This window comes from Azorhizobium sp. AG788 (genome assembly GCF_943371865.1).
In the GTDB taxonomy this organism is placed as follows: Bacteria; Pseudomonadota; Alphaproteobacteria; order Rhizobiales; family Xanthobacteraceae; genus Azorhizobium.
The window spans coordinates 26,420-44,902 of record NZ_CALRWL010000053.1 but is presented as its reverse complement, the minus strand read 5'-3'; the positions used below and the strand labels follow the sequence as shown (position 1 = coordinate 44,902).

Annotated in this window: 13 protein-coding genes and 3 pseudogenes; 8 read left to right on the top strand and 8 right to left on the bottom strand. The window is 64.7% G+C overall.

What is annotated here, in order from left to right; all coding sequences use genetic code 11:
* Positions 1-164 (bottom strand): annotated as a pseudogene (locus AAG816_RS23115) (restriction endonuclease); the annotation flags it as partial.
* Positions 165-370: 206 nt separating this feature from the next.
* Here AAG816_RS23115 and AAG816_RS23110 point away from each other — a divergent pair.
* Entirely contained in the window at positions 371-1,492 is a 1,122-nt protein-coding gene (locus tag AAG816_RS23110) for a Fic family protein (RefSeq protein WP_341992041.1), read from the top strand.
* Between the two features lie 263 nt (positions 1,493-1,755).
* On the opposite strand, the gene AAG816_RS23105 is transcribed toward AAG816_RS23110, so the two are convergent.
* On the bottom strand, positions 1,756-2,577 hold the full coding sequence (locus AAG816_RS23105; protein WP_341992040.1) for a helix-turn-helix transcriptional regulator: 822 nt from the start codon (positions 2,575-2,577) through the stop codon (positions 1,756-1,758).
* A 69-nt stretch (positions 2,578-2,646) separates the two neighbouring features.
* Between AAG816_RS23105 and AAG816_RS23100 the strand changes: the two genes are divergently transcribed.
* Positions 2,647-3,615 carry an NmrA family NAD(P)-binding protein gene (locus tag AAG816_RS23100; RefSeq protein WP_341992039.1) on the top strand — a complete coding sequence of 323 codons (969 nt, stop codon included), beginning with the start codon at positions 2,647-2,649 and terminating at the stop codon, positions 3,613-3,615.
* Positions 3,616-4,093: 478 nt separating this feature from the next.
* Here the strand turns inward: AAG816_RS23100 and AAG816_RS23095 are convergent, their stop codons facing one another.
* A complete protein-coding gene (locus tag AAG816_RS23095) occupies positions 4,094-4,990 on the bottom strand; it encodes a LysR family transcriptional regulator (protein WP_341992038.1) in 897 nt (298 codons plus the stop codon).
* A 180-nt stretch (positions 4,991-5,170) separates the two neighbouring features.
* Between AAG816_RS23095 and AAG816_RS23090 the strand changes: the two genes are divergently transcribed.
* The gene (locus AAG816_RS23090; protein ID WP_341992037.1) at positions 5,171-5,839 is read left to right on the top strand and encodes a glutathione S-transferase family protein; all 669 of its coding nucleotides are present in this window, start codon (positions 5,171-5,173) and stop codon (positions 5,837-5,839) included.
* Between the two features lie 17 nt (positions 5,840-5,856).
* Positions 5,857-6,552, top strand: a complete 696-nt coding sequence (locus AAG816_RS23085) for a glutathione S-transferase family protein (RefSeq protein ID WP_341992036.1) — start codon at positions 5,857-5,859, stop codon at positions 6,550-6,552.
* A gap of 623 nt (positions 6,553-7,175) precedes the next feature.
* On the opposite strand, the gene AAG816_RS23080 is transcribed toward AAG816_RS23085, so the two are convergent.
* The gene (locus tag AAG816_RS23080) at positions 7,176-8,045 is read right to left on the bottom strand and encodes a LysR family transcriptional regulator (protein WP_341992035.1); all 870 of its coding nucleotides are present in this window, start codon (positions 8,043-8,045) and stop codon (positions 7,176-7,178) included.
* 183 nt (positions 8,046-8,228) lie between these two features.
* Between AAG816_RS23080 and AAG816_RS23075 the strand changes: the two genes are divergently transcribed.
* From AAG816_RS23075 to AAG816_RS23060, 4 genes and pseudogenes are all read left to right on the top strand, one after another.
* Positions 8,229-8,894: a peroxiredoxin-like family protein gene (locus tag AAG816_RS23075; RefSeq protein ID WP_341992043.1), complete on the top strand. Its 666-nt coding sequence runs from the start codon at positions 8,229-8,231 to the stop codon at positions 8,892-8,894.
* 259 nt (positions 8,895-9,153) lie between these two features.
* Entirely contained in the window at positions 9,154-9,450 is a 297-nt protein-coding gene (locus tag AAG816_RS23070; RefSeq protein ID WP_341992034.1) for an antibiotic biosynthesis monooxygenase, read from the top strand.
* Positions 9,451-9,562: 112 nt separating this feature from the next.
* Positions 9,563-10,291, top strand: coding sequence for an alpha/beta hydrolase (locus tag AAG816_RS23065; protein ID WP_341992033.1), 729 nt, complete (start codon positions 9,563-9,565; stop codon positions 10,289-10,291).
* A gap of 98 nt (positions 10,292-10,389) precedes the next feature.
* A pseudogene (locus AAG816_RS23060) lies at positions 10,390-10,663 on the top strand (transposase); the annotation flags it as partial.
* Positions 10,664-11,109: 446 nt separating this feature from the next.
* On the opposite strand, the pseudogene AAG816_RS23055 reads toward AAG816_RS23060, so the two are convergent.
* The 4 genes and pseudogenes from AAG816_RS23055 to AAG816_RS23040 form a co-directional block, all read right to left on the bottom strand.
* A pseudogene (locus AAG816_RS23055) lies at positions 11,110-12,296 on the bottom strand (IS3 family transposase).
* Positions 12,297-13,361: 1,065 nt separating this feature from the next.
* Positions 13,362-14,903 carry a multicopper oxidase domain-containing protein gene (locus AAG816_RS23050; protein WP_341992032.1) on the bottom strand — a complete coding sequence of 514 codons (1,542 nt, stop codon included), beginning with the start codon at positions 14,901-14,903 and terminating at the stop codon, positions 13,362-13,364.
* Positions 14,904-14,956: 53 nt separating this feature from the next.
* On the bottom strand, positions 14,957-15,331 hold the full coding sequence (locus AAG816_RS23045) for a hypothetical protein (RefSeq protein ID WP_341992028.1): 375 nt from the start codon (positions 15,329-15,331) through the stop codon (positions 14,957-14,959).
* Positions 15,332-15,343: 12 nt separating this feature from the next.
* Entirely contained in the window at positions 15,344-18,475 is a 3,132-nt protein-coding gene (locus AAG816_RS23040; protein ID WP_341992027.1) for an efflux RND transporter permease subunit, read from the bottom strand.
* Positions 18,476-18,483: the final 8 nt, after the last annotated feature.

Genomic DNA, 18,483 nt, shown 5'->3' with positions numbered 1-18,483 from the left:
AAATAGCCGCGGGTCTCCGCCACTTTCCGGGGTTCGTAATAAACGATCCAGTCCCCTACGCAGGCCTCGACCCGCCCCAGATATGGGCGCGGGAACTGATACCGCTCAGCCGGGCTATCGTCATAGATCGAGTCCGAGCGGTGAATGAAGACGCCGAATCCCATGTGCCATCCCTGATCCCCGTTCGATCCTATCGCAGATTGGAACGCATTCGGCAGCAGGGGGGCCATTCCCCCCTGTCGCGCGCGTCACGTTATCGACCCAGCATCACGCTCTGAGTTCTCCTTCGCACTGCCGTGAGCGATAGGGCGGCTATCTATCAATCACATATCCGCTAATATGTGATTGATAGTGGGAGACTCTATCGCTCATGGTGTGGAACTGGACGCAGCCCGGCTGGCCGCATTTTGCCTATGATCCGGTTGCCCTCGAACCGCTGGAGCGGCGGTTCCTGCTGCTCACCGGCGAGGTGATCGGTGCGGTCCGGCATGTCAGCGAGGGCGAGCGGAACCTGCTGCGGATCGAACTCCTCAGCGACGAGGCGGTCAAGACCAGCGCGATCGAAGGGGAGACGCTGGATCGCCTCAGCGTGCAATCCTCCCTGCGCCGTCAGCTCGGCCTCGACACCGACAATCGCAACGTGAAGCCGAAAGAGCGGGGCATCGCGGAGATGATGGTCGATCTCTATCGGAGCTGGGCCGATCCTCTCGACGCCGACACGCTATTCCGCTGGCACCGCATGCTGATGGCGGACAGCCCGCATTTGGAAACGATCGGCGGCTACCGTCGCCATGAAGACGCGATGCAGATCGTGTCCGGCCGTCAGGATCGGCCGACCGTGCATTTCGAGGCGCCGCCATCTTCTCGGGTTCGGGACGAGATGGCCGCCTATCTCACCTGGTTCAATGGCTCGGCCCCGAACGGGGACGCGCCCTTGCCGGCACTTACCCGGGCCGGGATCGGGCATCTTTATTTCGAGAGCATCCATCCCTTCGAGGACGGCAACGGCCGTGTAGGCCGAACACTCGCGGAAAAGTCCCTGGCCCAGAACATCGGCCAGCCGACGCTGATCGCGCTCGCCCATACCATCGAGCAGCATCGCAAGGCCTATTACGACCAGCTCGAGATCCATCAGCGGACGCTCGATGTCATGGGGTGGCTGGTCTATTTTGCGGAAACGATCATCGCGGCCCAGCAGACGACGCTCGGCCGCGTCGCCTTCCACATCGCCAAGGCGCATTTTTATGATCGCTTCCGCGACAAGTTGAACGAACGGCAGGAAAAGGTGATCGCCCGTCTGTTCCGTGAGGGCCCCGGCGGCTTCACGGGAGGCCTGAGCGCGGAGAACTACCTCGCGATCACCGGCACCTCACGCCCCACCGCCACGCGCGATCTGCACGATCTGGTCGAGAAAGGCGCCCTCACACGCACCGGCGAGCGCCGGTATACGCGCTACTACCTGAATCTGCCGGGAAAGACTGTAAAGTCGTGAGCTAGCGGCAAGTGGCGCAACTATTCGGGGTCTTTGGGTCGAGGTCGGCGAGGCATCCCCCCTTAAACCTGCAGGATGCGCCAGAAGCCGAAGTTCGCTGCGGCTGCGACGAACGGCCGATTTGGGGCGGTCTGCTGACTGTCCGGTTCTCGCCGAGAAACTGAGAAAGCGGACGTTCGGTCAACGACCCCGATATGGCCGTGGCAACATGTGTCAGCGGTTTCCCCAAGCGGACATCGCGATCCCCTGTCCCTTCTTTGATACTATCGAACCACGCGCTCGCCGGTTTGAGCTGATAGGTACCGGGCTGGCGTCATGCCCATCGCCTTCTTAAACATGACGATGAAGGCGGTGGGCGACTCGTAACCGAGGGTGCCGGACACATGCTGCACACTCGCGCCGCTCGCTAGTTCCCGTAGCGCGACAAGCAAGTGGAGCTGTCGACGCCATCGTCCAAAGCTCAGCCCCGTCTCCTGAACCATGAGCCGCTTGAAGGATCGTTCACTCATGGCGATGTGTTCCGCCCATTCACCCAATGGGCGCCGATCTGCCGGCGCTGCGGCAAGCAGCCTGGTCACCAAGGCGATCTTGGGATGGGCAGACGTGGGTAGCCTGAGGCCGCTTCCCGGCATCAGCGTCAACTCATCGAGAAGCACCCGTGCGAGACGGCCGAAATGGTCGTCCGCCGCGGACACCGCGGGTGCGTCCGCCAAGCGCAGAATCATCTCGCGGACCATCGGCGAGATCGACAGCGTGCAGCAGTTCTGGGGCATGACCGCTGCGTCGGGCTCCACGAAGAGGTACGCAAGCCGAGCATTGTGGGTGGGATGGTTGCTGTGCGCTACGCCGCCTGGAATCCAGACCCCGCATGTCGGTGGCACGATCCACAGTCCATCGGCGGCCGTGCAGGTGACGGCGCCATGCAAGGCCAGAATAAGCTGGCCCTGCCGATGATGATGGTGAGGCATCTCCGCTTCATAGTCGGCGAAATCGAGATGAAACGCGGTTGCCGTTCGACCAGACCCGTCCGGCACGACGGCGGCATAGCAGGATGTGGCAGCAAATTGGCCTAATCTGACGATCATATGGCATTATCGCCAATTTCGCCCGCTCGGCAACTTGATAAAATCCATTTGCGAATGATGGAAAAAGCCATGCGAATTGCTGTTGTCGGTGCCACCGGACGGATCGGTGCGAAGCTCACGCGAACCCTGCTCAATGCCGGCCATCAGGTCAGGGCCCTGTCGAGAGGCGGGCCGGCCCTTGACGCCCTGGTCGAGATCGGCGCCGAGCCGTTCACCGGCAGCTTCGACGATGGGACAGGAAACCTCGACCACTTCTTTCGAAATGCGGACGCCGCGTTTCTCATGGTCAAGACGGACTGGAACAACATCCACGGCCACTACGCCGACGTCGCTCTGCGGTTCTTCGACGCGCTGCGCCACTCCTCGGTCAAGCGCGCGGTCAGCCTGACGTCCATGGGGTCGGAGGTCAGGGGAAGCACCGGCCACTTCCAGCCGTTCTACCAGCTCGATCAGATCCTCAACCGCTTGGAAGCCACGGACCTCGTTCACCTGCGGGCGGGCTGGTTCATGGAGAACCTGTTCGCCTGGACCGACGCCGTGGCCCAGTATGGCGGTATCGGCTGGTCGCTGGACCCGAACGTGAAGACGCCTTGGGTGGCCACAGGGGACATCGCCGATCTGGCCTTCAAGGAACTGACAGGCCAGACCGGTCGACATGGCGTGGTCCGTGAGCTCGGTGAGGATTTCACGATGTCTGAGGTAACCGCCATCCTTGCACGTGAAGTCGGGCGACCGGTCGAATACCGCTTCGTTGACAGAAGGCGGCACGAAGTCGAGGCCGAGTTCCTCGGACGGTTCGGCACCCAGGAGCAGTGGCTTGACGATACGCAGACGCTAGACGCGCTGAACGACGGCCGCGTGCGGTTCCACGACGACCGTCCCCCGCTGCCGACCAAACTGGAAGCCTTCGTCCGCGACGTTTGGAAACCACGCTACCTCGCCGCCATCGCGGCGCAGCAGCCTGACCGCGAAACCTTCTTCACCTGGAGCGCCCAGCAGCAGCCGGGCGACCGACCAAATGAGCCTTTGGCTCGTTGAGCCGAGGCCGAGTAAGTCGCAAGCCTGCAAACGATCGGAAGCGAGGCTAGCATAGCGTCCGCTTATCGCTTCCGTCACAAGAAAGCGCCCTGACCGCAATCCACGCCTTGCCGGTCATCGCTGAGGAGATTCCCATCACCGGCGCAACGGTGCAATCGGGGCCGCTAGCCGACAGGCGGGTTTTGGGAGCGGAGCGTGAGTAGCCGCCGTTCAAAGCGGTGTCTGGTGCAAGCGCATGACCGTGCAGGCAGTGTTGCGCAATTCCCAAGTTCGAATTTTGGGCGAGCCGAATGATTCCCGTTTCGCCACGTCAGACGGCGCAATTCCTAGAGCCGCCTATCGGGAGCAGAATTTGGGAAACGCCAGCGCTCTGGGCCGACAGGCCCATTCGCGGCACCGGCGATCCAGGCGAGCGAGCGTTGATCAGGAAGCGAAGTAAGCGGCGGATCAGTCCTTCATGAGGTGGTTTGGTTGTCGATCACCTGTTCGCGTCGAGTGTCGCACCCAGGTGATCGACAATCGCGCGGACTTTCGCTGATGGCCTGGGACCTGCCGGGAAAATGGCGTAGACCTCGGCCGGATCGAGCCGATAGGGTTCGAGTAGTTGCGTAAGCAGGCCAGTGCGGAGTTCCTCTCCTGCCATCACGCGGGTCACCAGCGCGATGCCCATCCCTGCTACCGCAGCCGCCAGAATCCCCGGTGCTGAGTTGATCCAAAGCTTTGCGGGGACATTGACGGAGGTGACGGTCTGATTGTGCGTGAAGCGCCAGCTCTCGCGGCCAAACAGGCCATGCTGGACGATACAATCGTGCCGGGCGAGTTCGGCCGGATTGGCGGGCGCGCCATGCGCTGAGAGATAGGCCGGGGCCGCGACCACCAGTCGCTCGACTAGCGCAAGTTGGCGGGCGCCAAAGGTGGAGTCGTCCAGCGGTCCGACGCCCAGGCGGATGGCGACATCGACACCGTCCGTGATGAGGTTCTGGCGCGCATCGCTCATGATCATCTCGACCCGAAGATCCGGATGTCTGGCCAAGAACGGCGCAAGCGCCGGAATGACCGCGCGCGTGCCATAGAGCACTGGCATCGCCAAGCGTATCACGCCGTGCAGCGAGTCTGTCCCCCGGGCTGCCTGCTCGGCCTCCTCCATTTCTGCGAGCAGGTATCTCGCGCGATCCAGATACAGGGCGCCAGCTTCCGTCAGCGAGACGCTGCGGGTGGTGCGCAGCAGAAGTGTCGTCCCCAGCCGCGCCTCCAGCGTACCGATGATGCGCGATACCGACGGTTGAGAAAGCTTCAGCTCGCGCGCCGCGCGAGAGAGACTGCCGCTCTCCGCCACGCGGACGAACACAGCCATTTCCTGCCAGCGATCACTCATTTGAAATCCGGATATATGTTTTCCATATTGGATGGATACACGTCCTTTCACGCATGGCCTAATTCCCAGCCTCCGGTGGGTCCACCGCGAACCTTCTCTACTTCCGAGGTCGGATCAGCCGCGTCGTTCCATCTCCCAGGTCCGGTCGGTCTGATCCCACATTCAAAGGATGATCTCACAATGGCTATCAGGATCTACGGTGACCCCGGCTCGGGCAGCCGGCGCCGTGTCACGGCAGCAGCGGCTGCCATGGGCATCGACATCGAGATCGTGAACGTCGATCTCTTCAAGGGCCAGAGCCACACGCCCGAGTTCCTGGAGCTAAATCCGCACGGGTTGTCGCCGGTGATGGTGGACGGCGACTTCGTCCTCTACGAGTCGGCGGCGATCAACCTCTATCTCGCTGAGAAGGCAGGCAGCGATCTAGCGGGTAAAACGATCCGTGAGAAGTACGAGATCCTCCAGTGGATGTTCTGGTCAGGCGAGCAGTGGCGGATCTTCGCGACGCTCACTTTCGATGAGGTGCTTAGCAAGCGTTTCATGGGCCGGCCTGCGGATGAGACCATCGTACAACTGGCGGCCGACAAGATCCGTGCGGGGGCTGCCGTCTTGGACGCGCATCTTGCCAAGCATGACTACATCGTCGGCGACCGGCTGACGCTGGCGGATTTCGACATCGCCGGGCCGTTCTCGCAGAACGAACGGACGAAGATCCCGCTAAACGAATTCCCCAATCTGGTCGCCTGGCAGCAGCGCCTGCTGGACACGGTACCTGGTTGGGCTGCGACGAAGCGCGAGGTCGATGAGCGCATCGACGGTGCGCTCGCCGGTGCAGGGATAGAACTGTGAGCGCGGTAGAGGCGTCGATGGATTACGAATTGTTCTGGATCAGCGGCAGCCCCTATGCGTGGCGGGTGCAGTTAGCGCTCGAATACAAGGCCGTACCATATGCGTCCCACCGCTTGGACTCAGCCAAGCGGGAGAATCGCTCGCCGGCATTTCTCGCGCTCAACCCGCGCGGCAAGGTGCCGGTGCTGAGGACCGGTGACGCGGCGCTCTACGAATCCGTCGCGATCATCGCCTTCCTGGATCGCAGCCATCCCGCCGTGCCGCTGTTCGGCCAGACGGCGCAGGAGCACGGCCGCATCTGGCAACGCGTGAGCGAGTTCGAGAACTACACGCGCGATCTGTTCGATGTGGAGATGGTCCGCCCGCTGTTGCGCGGCCATGCGAAGGACGATCCCGAGGCCATGCGCGCGTCCGCTGCTCGCGCGTATGATGCGCTTGGCTGGATGGAGCAGGCGCTTTCGGTCGCGCCTTATCTGGCGGGTGACGATATCACCGCAGCGGACATCGTCGCGCTGCCGAACATCCAGATGCTGCGACGGGCCGCAGCGCGTCCGGAAGCGATCGAGATGGCTCTTGGCCTTGAAGACCTCGGCGCGCGTCTGCCAGCATTGGGCGCGTGGCTGTCGCGGATGGAGAAAATGCGGGGATATGACGCTGCTTATCCACCGCACTGGCGGAGCTGTTCACGGGCAGGCAGCGCGCCCGCGACGTGATCGCTGCCTGCCACCACTTGGCAGAGCCAATCCATTCCCGATTCACAATCCTTTTGGTCAAGGCGAACACCGGATGCGAGCGCTTATCGATGGTTCGCCGTGGACCTGCACGCAGCGCTGGCCGCCATTGGCTGTCGTGCCGACGGCTCATGGAGGCGGCTGGGGCGCCACATCAACGGATGGCGGCTTCCGGGATCGATCCCGGCGAGCTTAAATGACGAGGGGGGCGGCGCTTTGCTGACAGACGGCTCCGGGGCGGGGAGCGGACTGTCCGCTAACGGAGACTTCAAACGAGAAGCGGACATATCGCCAGTAGAAGCTGAGGGCCGGGAAGTGGCCCTGAGCTGACGTGTGGAAGGTCTGCTCTCGATCGGCGAGGCTGACAATGCTCGCAAATGTGGCCGGCCTCCATTGCCGGTGCAGCTAGGCGGATTATTCATGAGAAATGCCAAGCCTAATGCAAGCTATTGGATTTGCTTAATGGATTACGAAATGCGTATTTCGTAGAGATTTATGCAATCAACTCCGCAGATCAGCCGCCTGCCCCTGCCTTTCAGCGACCACCGGGTGAACTGACGCATAATCCGGGCTAGCTCACTTGGCCGACTGAGGTGGGCTGATGGCTAAATCGATGAGAAGCTTCCTTCAAACCAGTTGACGAAGGCGCGCGCTTTCGCCGTCGGCAGTCTCCCGCTCGGATAGAGAGCCCACAAGTCGGCGCTCGGAAGAGTCCAGTCGGTAAGCACTGGAACAACGCTCCCATTCGCAAGCTCTGGTTCCATCATCCAGCGCGAGCTAATCGCGAGGCCGAGACCGGCAATCACCGCCTCGCGCACCCCATCCGCCGCGCTGAACGAGAGCCGGGTGGGAACGCGCACGGTCGTATACGTCGTCCCACGCCGAAAGCGCCACTCCTCGGCGATCAGGCCCTGCGTGTAGACGATCGCGCTGTGGGCGAGGAGGTCGGTGGGTGTGTTTGGTACCCCCATCCGCTTGAGATAGGCCGGACTTGCGACCACATGGCGCTCGCAGGTGGCAAGTCGGCGCGCGGTCAAGCTCGAATCCGATAGCTCACCCGCACGCAGGGACACGTCGATATTCTCTTCCAGCAGATCGATGTAGCGATCGTCCATGACGAGATCGAGCCTCAGATTGGGATGCGCCTCCATGAACGCCCCAATCCTCGGCACGACATGCAACCGCGCGAAGATCACGGACGAGCAGACCCGCAAGCGCCCTTGGAGGCCGGCGCCTTCTCCGCGCGCTGCGCTTTCCGCCTCGTCGGCTTCCGCCAGCGTTCGCCGCGCCCTTTCGTAGAAGATCTGCCCGGCCTCGGAAGGGCGCAGGTGCCGGGTCGAACGGACCAGGAGGCGAACCTTAAGGCGATCCTCCAGCGCCGCGATGAGCTTCGACACCGCGGGCTGACCGATCCGCAGATCGCGCGCCGCCGCGGAGAACGACCCGGTCTCGATCACCCGGACGAAGACTTCCATCGCTTGCAACCGATCCACGCACGCCCCGCATATTCCACCCAGGAATAAATGATATCGTTTCTCCCCTCCTTCTGGAAGCCGAGCGAATGGATCATTTGGGCCGCACGCCAGCGCTGGTGCCGGACGACAAGGAGAAGCTCGATGACTTTCCAGGAAACTTTCGCCCAGATCGCCCAATCTGGTCTGCCGCTGCAAGGCAAGCTGGATGCGTTCAAATTCGAATTCGATACCCGCCTCGCGCCCCCGGCGGCAGTTGATGCCCTGCATCGCTCCGTCGACGAACTGATCGCGTCGGGCGCACCGGATCGCGCACTGAAGGTCGGGGACGTCGCGCCGGAGTTCACCCTGCCTGACCCTGACGGCAATCCGGTCTCTTCCAAAGCGCACCTTGCCAGAGGCCCGCTCGTGGTCACCTTCTATCGCGGCGTCTGGTGTCCGTACTGCAACTACGACCTGACCGCGCTCGAAGAAGCCCGCTCGGAGATCGAGGCGCGTGGTGCGACCCTGGTCGCGATCTCCCAGCAGTTGGCGCCCAACAGCCGCAAATCGCAGCGCCAGAACGGGCTCGGCTTCCCGATCCTGGGCGACCATGGCGGCGAAGTCGCCGCCCGGTTCGGCGTGCGCTGGACGTTGCCGGATTATCTGCGCGTGGCCCATAAGACGCTCGGCGCTGACCTGCCGCAGTTCAACGGCGAGGACAGCTGGACCCTGCCGATGCCCGCCCGCTACGTCATCGCAACGGACGGAACCGTCGTCTATGCCGAGGTCAACGCCGATTATACCCGGCGCCCCGAGCCGTTGGCGATGTTCCCGGTCCTGGATCAGCTGGCGCGCCAGCGCGGCGCCTGATCGCCCCACTATCGCTTGACCGCGCCTTCGGTGCTTTGGACCACCTGGGGCGGGGTTGGACGATCTGAGGTCCTTTCTGCACGCCACCACTGCCGGATTCCGCGCCGATACGGCGCAACCCTGGATCACAAACCAGGTAGCGAGCAGATCCTCTCAAGCGCGTAAATCCAGATTTACGTAACGGAACTGAGATCGCGATTACGTCAGCTTAGTACTGCGCCCGAAGCCGCGCGCGCATGTCAACAGAAGGACGATTGAAATGGCTAAGTTTGCATTCCTCATCGAAATGAAGGCCAAGCCCGGCAAGGAAGCAGAAGTCGAGGCGTTTCTCGCCAAAGAAGCCTCGCTGGTCAAGGACGAGCCCGGCAACCTAACGTGGCACGGCTCGAAGGTCGAAGGCGATACGGGGCTCTATCGCGTGTTCGACTCGTTCGTCGACGAAGCTGCTGGCGAAGCGCATATGGCCGGCCCGGCAGGCCAGGAATTCGTCGAGCGGGCGGACGATCTGTTCAGCGAGACCAAGGTCCTCCGCTTGCAGGTGGTCGCCTTCAAGTAAGGCCGCACGTCGGCGCCTGATCACCGATTCTGAAACGATCTTGGGCGGCTTGGCGCACCCGCACGTGCCAGCCGCCCATTTTCAAACACAACTCTCTTCGGAAGGACATCCAGTGGCTATTGGATCCGCTAAACCCACGATCGTGCTCGTGCATGGTGCCGTCGAAGATTCGTCGCTTTGGACTCATGGCGTGATCCAGGGGCTCCAGCGTGACGGGTATTCGTTCAAGGTCTTCTCCAATCCCTTGCGGGGCGTGGCGCACGATGTCGCCTATTTGCGCAGCCTGCTCGACACGATCGAGGGACCGGTGCTGCTCGTTTCGCACGCTTACGGTGGCGCCGTCATCAGCCAGGCTGGGGACGACCCCAAGGTCAAGGGGCTCATCTACGCGGGCTCGCCGATGCCGGCGGCGGGGGAATCGACAAACGACTGTCTCGAACGCTTCCCCGGCGGCGATTTCGCGACGTCGGTCGACCTGATCCCGTACATCTTGCCCGACGGGACCAGCGGCACCAATCTCGTCGTCAAAGCCGACAAATACGGGTATCTCCTCGCCGCCGACATGCCCGAGGACAAGCTCGCCCTGATGATCGCCACCCAGCGACCGATTTCCTTGGCGGCGCTCAACGAGAAACGGACATCGGCTGCCTGGACGAGCAAGCCAAGCTGGCAAATCAGGCCACTCCTGGATCCTGTCATCCCGCAAGCAGAGTTTAAGTTCGAGGCCGATCGTGCCCACTCTCAGGTCATTGAGCTGAGATCTTCGCACGCCATCCCCGTAACTTTCCCAGACGTCGTGGTCGATGTGATCGGGCAGGCTGCCCGGGCAGTCGCGCCCTAACCGCAATAAGGCATGAGGGTTGGCGGGCACGAGCGCAAGTTATTGATCTGATGTAGGATTCGGCTGTCGGGGCCAATCCGCATTGATCCGGACGCGCCATGCCCACCAGCAACGACGCTACCGCCATCCTGCCCGGCCTGTCACCAATCCGCGGGCGGACGATCGAGACCCACTTCGACGGCGCGCTGATGTCCTCCGATGGCGGCCTGCTGGTGCTGCGGGAGGTCGAGCAACGGCTTGGGATCGCCGCGCGTCTGCCGCCTGCATCCAAGACCGCGGGCGCCCGAGGGCGTCCCGCACGGTCTCGACGAGATCATCCGCTTCCGGATGCTCATGATCGTCGCGTGCTACGAGGACGGTAACGACGCTGACGCCGCAGGCTGTCAGCGATAGAGCGAGCGGTCGAACGTCGTCTCGACTTCGCAGTCGCGTGCGGATACCGATTGATTTTGGCGCTGGTTTGCCGAAATTCTCTTTGGTAAATTGAAGCGACAGCTTGGGTGCGGTGCCCACCACGTTCAATGGCAGCCAATAGGGGCAAAGCCGAACGTCCCCTGTAGGCGGACGATCCAATTTCCCTCTTGGCGCAAAGGTGCCGACGTCCTCCACCTAGCGAATGTGCGCTTTTGGGCCGCGGCCGTTACCAGCTCATTGGCCGAGATGGGCGCGCTTTGCTGACGGACGGCTCCGGGGCCGGGAGCAGACTGACCGCCAACGGAGACTTCAAACGAGAAGCGGACATATCGCCGACAGCAGCCTAGGGCCGGGAAGTGGCCCTGAGCTGACGCTGGGAAGGTCTGTGACGTTGCCCCCAACTTCTATCCAGCGGTGAGTTCGCTCCGGCGGTGGGGTTTGGCCTGTTCGGCGGTGTGAGCGGCGGGATCTGGCGCGGAGCTTCTGGCTTGGCGCAGCGGCAGATCCCGTCGGGGGTGGAAGGTTGCGGCGAAGGCGGACGGGTTTGCCAGCCGAGGCCGGAGTGGGGCCTGGATCCATTGTAATCGGACCGCCATCCGCTCAAGGCGGCCCTCGCCTGGCTCAGCGCCGAGAACAGCGTCTCGTTGAGAAGTTCATCGCGCAGGCGACCGTTGAAGCTCGCGATGAAGGCATTCTGTATGGGCTTGCCCAGCGCGATGTAGTGCCACTCGACCTGTGCCGCGTCCGCCCAGGCGAGGATGGCGTTCGAGGTGAACTCGCTGCCATTGTCGCTAATGATCATCTTCGACGGCCGTGCTCGGCCATCAGGCGATCCAGCTCCGGGCCGCCCGCACGCCGGACAGCGATGTGTCCGCCACCAGGGTGAGGCATTCCCGGGTGCAGTCATCCACGACCGTGAGCATGCGGAAGCGGCGACCGCAGGTGAACTGATCGGACACGAAGTCGAGCGACCAGCGTTGGTTCGGTGTCCGTGGCGTCAGCATGGGGGCGCGCGTTCCGATCGCCCGCTTGCGGCCGCCGCGCCGGCGCACCGTCAGGCGCTCTTCGCGATAGAGCCGGAACAGGCGCTTGTGGTTGACCACGAAGCCTTCCCGCCCCAGCAACACGTGCAGGCGCCAATAGCCGAACCGCCGCCGCTCATGGGCGATGGCTTTCATGCGCTCGCGCAGGGCGGTGTCGTCCACACGCGTCGTCTTGTACCTCATGGTCATGCGGCAGAAGCCGGTGGCTTTACACGCCCGCCGTTCGCTCATCCCGTGATGGCCCACCAGATGCGCGACAGCTTTCCGCTCGGCAGCGGGCGTCACCATTTCTTTCCCAGGAGATCCTTCAGCGCCACATTGTCGAGCATGGCATCGGCCAGCATGCGTTTCAACTTGGCGTTCTCATCTTCCAGCGCCCGTAGCCGCTTGGCCTCGGACACCTCCATGCCGCCGAACCGCGCCTTCCATTTGTAGATGCTGGCGTCGCTGACCCCGTGCCTGCGGCACAGCTCCGCAACCGGGATGCCGGCCTCATGCTCCTTCAGGATCCCGATAATCTGCTCTTCTGAAAGACGGCGGCGCTTCATGTCCTGGTCCTAAAGTCGGGCCAGAACGAACTTCAAGCTGGATTAGGGACAAGGGGCAACGTCAGAGCCGGCGCCGCCACGCAGCTTTCCGCCTGACCAGAGGCTGAGCTCACATTGCCGGGCGGATACGGAGGCGGCGCGCCAATCGGCAAGAGAGGGAGTTAGTCTGCCCGCGTTCCGCGCGCAGTACCTCCGGCCAAACCGGGCCTACGCCACACGCTCGAATGTCGGCTTCCGGAATCGGGCGCAGAGCCGAATGGCTCGCGCCGACCAACCATTGCTATAAGCCATGGCACATCGTGACAGGAGCAGCCACCGGCGAGACGTCCGCTCTTGGGGATGCATCGCCGAAGCCTGAGCGGCGGAAATGGCGGCGCAAAGCGGACGTCGCTGAGAGGGCACTCGAGGGGCCGGTATGGGTCAATCGGCGACATTGTCCGAGCGACTATTAGTACCGCCAGCACTCCATCCCCAGCGGCCGCTGCAACGTCTTCGCCTCGTCCCGCATCCCACGTCCAGCTCGTCGGCCGTGACCAGGCACACCGGCATCGCCTTCTGGTGCACGGCGGCCACTTCGGCGTTCGGCTCGGTGGCGAGGAAGCCATAGAGGTCGCTCCGCACCCCGCCTTCCTTGAGCTAGCGCACGCCTTCCCACGCGCATCAGAGGCCGGCGAAAGGGAGGAGCGGCCGGTCTTCGCCCAGGGCGAAGCAGGCGTTGGTGCGCTTGCCATCCGCATCGCGCGGGTTCGGCGAAGGCCGTCACGAGCACCAAGCAGCGATGTTCCGGTCCAAGCCAGGGCCGAATTGAGCGTCGTGACCGGAGCACGGCACGAGGCTGCTTGACCGTCCGCCCCGCAAAATCTTTGGCCGCGCCGTAGGCACGATCAGGCCTATCCGTGGACGGTCAGACTGCCAGTGTATTCCGCCTCAGCGCCGGAGATATTTCATGAGCGCCGCAATGCCGAGCACGACCAGCGCCAGGATGAGGAGGCCGAAGAGTCACATCCCCCACATGCCACTGCCCATCATCTGATCGTAATTCATGACGGTCTCTCCTCTGCGGCTTCAAGCGATCTTCACCACCGCCATCATGCCGGTGGCCATGTGGTAGAGGTGGTGGCAATGAAGGAACCATTCGCCCTTCGGCCCGGCGTCGAAGGCGATGGTGACGGGCATGTGCGGCGGCACCATCACCGTGTCGCGCACCGCGCCGAAAAAGCGGCGCCCGCCGATGCCCACCACCTGGAAATGGTGGCCGTGCAGATGCATGGGATGGCTCATGGTGGTGGGGTTCATGAAGGTCATCTCCACCCGCTCGCCAGGGCTTACGGCAAAGGGGCTTGCCTCACCATAAGTGCGGCCGTTAATGGTCCAGCGATAGCCCGCCTCCTCGCCGAGCATGATGGGGAAGACCTTGTCTGCCCTGCGCGGCGCGAGCGGCTTCCCAGCGGAAAGTCGCGCTTCGAACGTGAGGTCGAGCAGGCCCTGCGGACGGTCGGCCGTGTCGGCAATGCGCGCGACGGTCGCTCCGGCGGTTGCCAGGACGAGGCCGGTACGCCGGGGCGAGGCCTCCACCTGCGCCAGCACCGGGAAGGCCCCGCCGCTCGCCGGAATATCCACGAGAAGATCGATGCGCTGTCCCTGGGCCAACGGAAAAGCATCCGCCTCCAGCGGAACGCAGGGTGAGCCATCCACCGCGACGCAGCGCGGCTTCAGGCCCGGCACGGTGACGAAGAAGGCAGTGGCGGTGCCGCCGTTGATAATGCGTAGCCGCACCTGTCCGCCCTTCTCCACCTTCACCACCTCAGGATCGACAAGGGTGCGGCGGTTAGCGAGGAAGGCGTCGTAGTCGACGTCATTGGCGTGGGCCATCATCCCGCCGCCCATTCCCGCACCCATCCCGTGCCCCGCGTGGCCGGCGTCGGCGCCAGCAGGAGCAGGCCCCATCATCCCGCCGCCCATGCCGCCCATCGCGCCCATGCCGTGGCCGGCATGGCCCATTCCCGGCATCGCCATCCCCGCCGCGGCCGGGGTGGGCTGGCTCGCTCCGTGCGCGCCATGGGCGCTGCTCCCACCGAGGCCGGCGAGGATCTCCTCCGGGCTGCGGAACGAGAAATCGTGCAGCATCACCACCGCGTCCTGCGCATCGCCCGAATCCGCCTCTCGGGTGATAAGGGGAGCGGCGAGCAATTGCTGCTCGCTCAGTGTATGGGAATGCATCCAGTGGGTGCCGGGCGTGAGCAGGAAGTCCACCTGGTCCGTCCCGCCGGGCGCGAGTTCGCCGCCGTCGGGGCGGGCGCGGTCCTGGTCCGCCGGAGCGAAGATCTGGCCGTGCCAGTGCATCACCGCCGGCGCCTGCGAAGCATTGAGCACCGCGCCGGCGAGGCGATCGCCCTCCTTCGCGAAGATGCCTTCGCCCGCCGGGCCCTTGACGGCGAAGACCTTGGCCGTCTTGCCGTTCACGTCGATTGTGAGGCTCTCCACGGTGATGAGCGGGGCGGCTAGGACGCGGCTCCACCCGCCGGAGAAACCGAGCGCGCCGGCAGCGGCGCCACCCGCGAGGACGGTGCGGCGGGACACGGAGGACAGGTGCTTAGGTCGGGTCATGGTCGGCCTCCTGGGGGCGTCGCCGTGCAGACGAGGCGAGGCAGGGATTGAGTTCAGTATTTCGCCTGGGTCGTTGAGCCGTCCGGCGCGGTGAGCTGGACGGCGCCCTTCACGCCCTTGGGCACGGCGACCGGGGCGGTCCCGGCAAGCCGGCTGCCGCCGGCGGGCGTCAGAGGGAAACGTTGGGCCTTGCCGTCCACCACCAGGATGGCATTGGCCTTGAACCCGTCGGCCGGAACCGGCTTGTCGGAGCCGTCGCTGAGATAGAGCGAGACGGCAGGCGTCCCGTCGGCCACCAGTTCCGCATGAAAATGCCCGGCGTCCAAGCGCACGCCGCCGTTGGGGCCGATGCCGGGCTCGTGCGCCAGGAGCGGCGTCGCGAGAAGGGGAAGAGCGATGAGGGCCGACGCAAGGGGGCGGAAGATCATGGGTCACTCCGATCAAAAGGCATCCGCGCGGGCGGCGGCCGGGTTGGGGCCGGCCTCGCCCACCGCCGCCACGAGCCGCTCCAGCGGGCGGCGGCCGTAGACAAGGACGAGGACGGGGGTGAGCACGGCATCCAGCAGCGTGGCGCTGACGAGGCCGCCGAAGATGGTGACGGCCACCGGGTGCAGGATCTCCTTGCCCGGCATCTCGGCGCCGCTCATGAGCGGCAGCAAGGCGATGCCGGCGGAGGCGGCCGTCATCAGCACCGGGGTCAGTCGCTCAAGGCTCCCGCGCGCCACCAGTGCGGGACCGAATGGCAGGCCTTCGGTGATGGCGAGATTGATGATGTGGCTGATCTTCAGGATGCCGTTACGCGCGGCGATGCCGGTCAGCGTCACGAAGCCGATCATGCTCGCCACCGAGAGCGGCTGCCCGGCCAGCCACAGGGCCACCACCGCGCCGATGAGGGCCAGCGGCACGCTGCCCATGATGACCAGCGCGAACAGTGCCGAGCGGTAGCGGCTGTAGAGGATGGCGAAGACCAGGAGCAGCGACACCGCGCCGAGTGCGCCGATGGTGCGCATGGATTCCTCCTGCGCCGCGAAGGTGCCTTCGAGGCTCGCGGACATGCCGGACGGCAAGTCCGTCGCGGCGATCACGCGGCTCATGTCGGCGATGATGGTCGCCGTGTCGCGCCCGCCGGAGGTGTTGGCGAGCACGACGATTCGCCGCCGCCCGCCCTCGCGCAGGATCTGGTTCGGCCCGTCCGTCTCCTTCACGTCCGCAACCTGGGAGAGGGGCACCCAGCCGGATGAGGTCTCGATGAGAAGGCGGGCCAGCCCCTCGGCGCTGCGCGTTGCCTCGGGCAGGCGCACTACTAGGTCGAAGCGCCGGTTGCCGTCCACGAGGGTCGAGGCCACGCGCCCGTTGGAGAGCCGCGCCAGCGCGTCCGTCACCTGTGCGGGCTGGAGGCCATGGAGGGCGGCGCGGCCGTAATCCACGCTCACCGTCACCTCCGGCACCCGCACCTGCCGCTCCACCTGCAGGTCGACGAGGCCGGGAATGGCGCCGAGGCGCTGGCGCAGGCTTTCCGCCGTGGCGCGCAAGGTGTCGAGGTCGTCGCCGAACAGCTTCAGGGCGATTTCGGCCCGCACGCCGGAGAGCATGTGGTCCAGCCGGTGGGAGATGGGCTGGCCCAGATTGAAGGACGCCGGCAGGACGGCGAGGCGGTCGCGGATATCCGCCGTGATCTCGGCCCGGCTGCGGTCGGAGGGCCGCAGGTCCACCTCGATCTCGGAGGCGTGCACGCCCTCCGCATGTTCGTCCAGCTCCGCCCGGCCGGTGCGCCGACCCACCGCCTTCACCTCAGGCACGTCCAGGATCAGCGTCTCGGCGACAAGCCCCATGCGGTCGCTCTCGGCCAGCGAGAGGCCGGGGCGGAACGACATGGAAATGGTGAGCGAGCCCTCGTTGAACGGCGGCAGGAAGGCGCGCGGCAGACTTGCGGCACCGGCCAGCGCACCGACGAAGAGCAGCGCGGTCGTGCCCATCACCAGGCGCGGGTGGCGGAAGGCGGTGGAGAGCAACGCCGCGTAGCCACCCTTCAGCATCCGCACCAGCGCGCCGTCTCGCTCCGCATGGCGGCTGAGGGCCGGCAGCAGGTAGAAGGCGAGCACCGGCGTGAGTGTGATGGAGGTCAGAAGGCTCGCGAGGATCGAGACGATATAGGCCTGCCCCAGCGGGGCGAACAGCCGCCCCTCGATGCCCGGCAGGGCAAACAAGGGCACGAACACCAGGACAATGATGAGGGTCGCGTAGACGATGCCGGAGCGCACCTCCCGGCTCGCCGCCACCACCACGTCGAACACGGGACGGGGTACGGCTGCGGCGGCATTCTCGCGCAGGCGGCGGAATATGTTCTCCACATCCACCACCGCGTCATCCACCAATTCGCCGATGGCGATGGCGAGGCCACCCAGCGTCATGGTGTTGATGGAGAGGCCGAAGGCGTGGAACACGATGGCGGTGGCCAGGATCGACACCGGGATGGCGGTGAGCGAGATGACGGTTGTGCGCCAGTTGAGAAGGAACAGGAACAGCACCACCGCCACCACCGCCATGGCTTCCAGCAGCACCTTCTCCACATTGCCGATGGAGGCGGCGATGAAGTCCGCCTGACGGAACACGGGCGGGGAGATGCGGATGCCGTCGGGCAGCGTGCGGTTGAGGTCGGCCACCGCCGCTTCCACCGCATTGGTGAGGGCAAGGGTGTCCGCCTCCGGCTGCTTCTCCACGGAGAGGATCACGGCAGGCCGCCCCATATAGCCTGCATCGCCGCGCTTTAGCCGCGCTGCGAAATCCACCTGCGCGATCTGGTGGAGGAAGACATTGCCACCGGCGGGGCGGGGCAGGACGAGGGTCCTGAGGTCATCAAGGCTCAGGGTGCGGGCAATGTTGCGGATGAGGAACTCCCGGCCGCCCTGGTCTGCGAAGCCGCCGCCGGAATTGGTCCCGAATTTGGAGAGCGCCTTTTCCAGCGCATCGAGCGTGATGCCGTAGGCGCGCATGGCGGAAACGTCTGGCGAGACGCGGAACTGCCGCACCTCCCCGCCCATGGGGATGACCTGCGCAATGCCGGGGATGGCGAGGAGGCGCGGGCGGATGACGAAGTCCGCCGCCTCCCGCACCGCCATGGGCGATGCGCTATCGCTGGTGACGGCGAACATCAGGATCTGGCCCATGATGGAGCTGATGGGGCCCATCTGCGGCGCAACGTTCGCCGGGAGCCGGTCCCGCACCAAAGCGAGGCGCTCGGCGATTTGCTGGCGGTTGCGGAAGATGTCGGTGCCGAAGTCGAATTCCACATAGACCACGGAGAGGCCGACACCGGACACTGAGCGCAGGCGGACGAGGCCCGGCAGGCCGTTCATGGCCGTTTCCAGCGGGAACGTGACGAGTTGCTCCACCTCCGCTGGGGCGAGGCCTTCCGCCTCGGTCATGATGGTGACGGTGGGCCGGTTGAGGTCCGGCAGCACGTCCACCGGCAGCCGCGTGACCGCATAGGCGCCATAGACCACCAGCACGAGAGCCAGCGCCAGCACCAGCAGGCGGTTGCGCAGCGATTGGGTGACGAGGACCGTGAACATCACCGGCC

Bases quoted from the DNA above. Each gene is read 5' to 3' on its own strand.
- AAG816_RS23110 (WP_341992041.1), top strand. From the start codon at position 371: ATGGTGTGGAACTGGACGCAGCCCGGCTGGCCGCATTTTGCCTATGAT.
- AAG816_RS23105 (WP_341992040.1), bottom strand. From the start codon at position 2,577: ATGATCGTCAGATTAGGCCAATTTGCTGCCACATCCTGCTATGCCGCC.
- AAG816_RS23100 (WP_341992039.1), top strand. From the start codon at position 2,647: ATGCGAATTGCTGTTGTCGGTGCCACCGGACGGATCGGTGCGAAGCTC.
- AAG816_RS23095 (WP_341992038.1), bottom strand. From the start codon at position 4,990: ATGAGTGATCGCTGGCAGGAAATGGCTGTGTTCGTCCGCGTGGCGGAG.
- AAG816_RS23090 (WP_341992037.1), top strand. From the start codon at position 5,171: ATGGCTATCAGGATCTACGGTGACCCCGGCTCGGGCAGCCGGCGCCGT.
- AAG816_RS23085 (WP_341992036.1), top strand. From the start codon at position 5,857: ATGGATTACGAATTGTTCTGGATCAGCGGCAGCCCCTATGCGTGGCGG.
- AAG816_RS23080 (WP_341992035.1), bottom strand. From the start codon at position 8,045: ATGGAAGTCTTCGTCCGGGTGATCGAGACCGGGTCGTTCTCCGCGGCG.
- AAG816_RS23070 (WP_341992034.1), top strand. From the start codon at position 9,154: ATGGCTAAGTTTGCATTCCTCATCGAAATGAAGGCCAAGCCCGGCAAG.
- AAG816_RS23050 (WP_341992032.1), bottom strand. From the start codon at position 14,903: ATGACCCGACCTAAGCACCTGTCCTCCGTGTCCCGCCGCACCGTCCTC.
- AAG816_RS23045 (WP_341992028.1), bottom strand. From the start codon at position 15,331: ATGATCTTCCGCCCCCTTGCGTCGGCCCTCATCGCTCTTCCCCTTCTC.
- AAG816_RS23040 (WP_341992027.1), bottom strand. From the start codon at position 18,475: ATGTTCACGGTCCTCGTCACCCAATCGCTGCGCAACCGCCTGCTGGTG.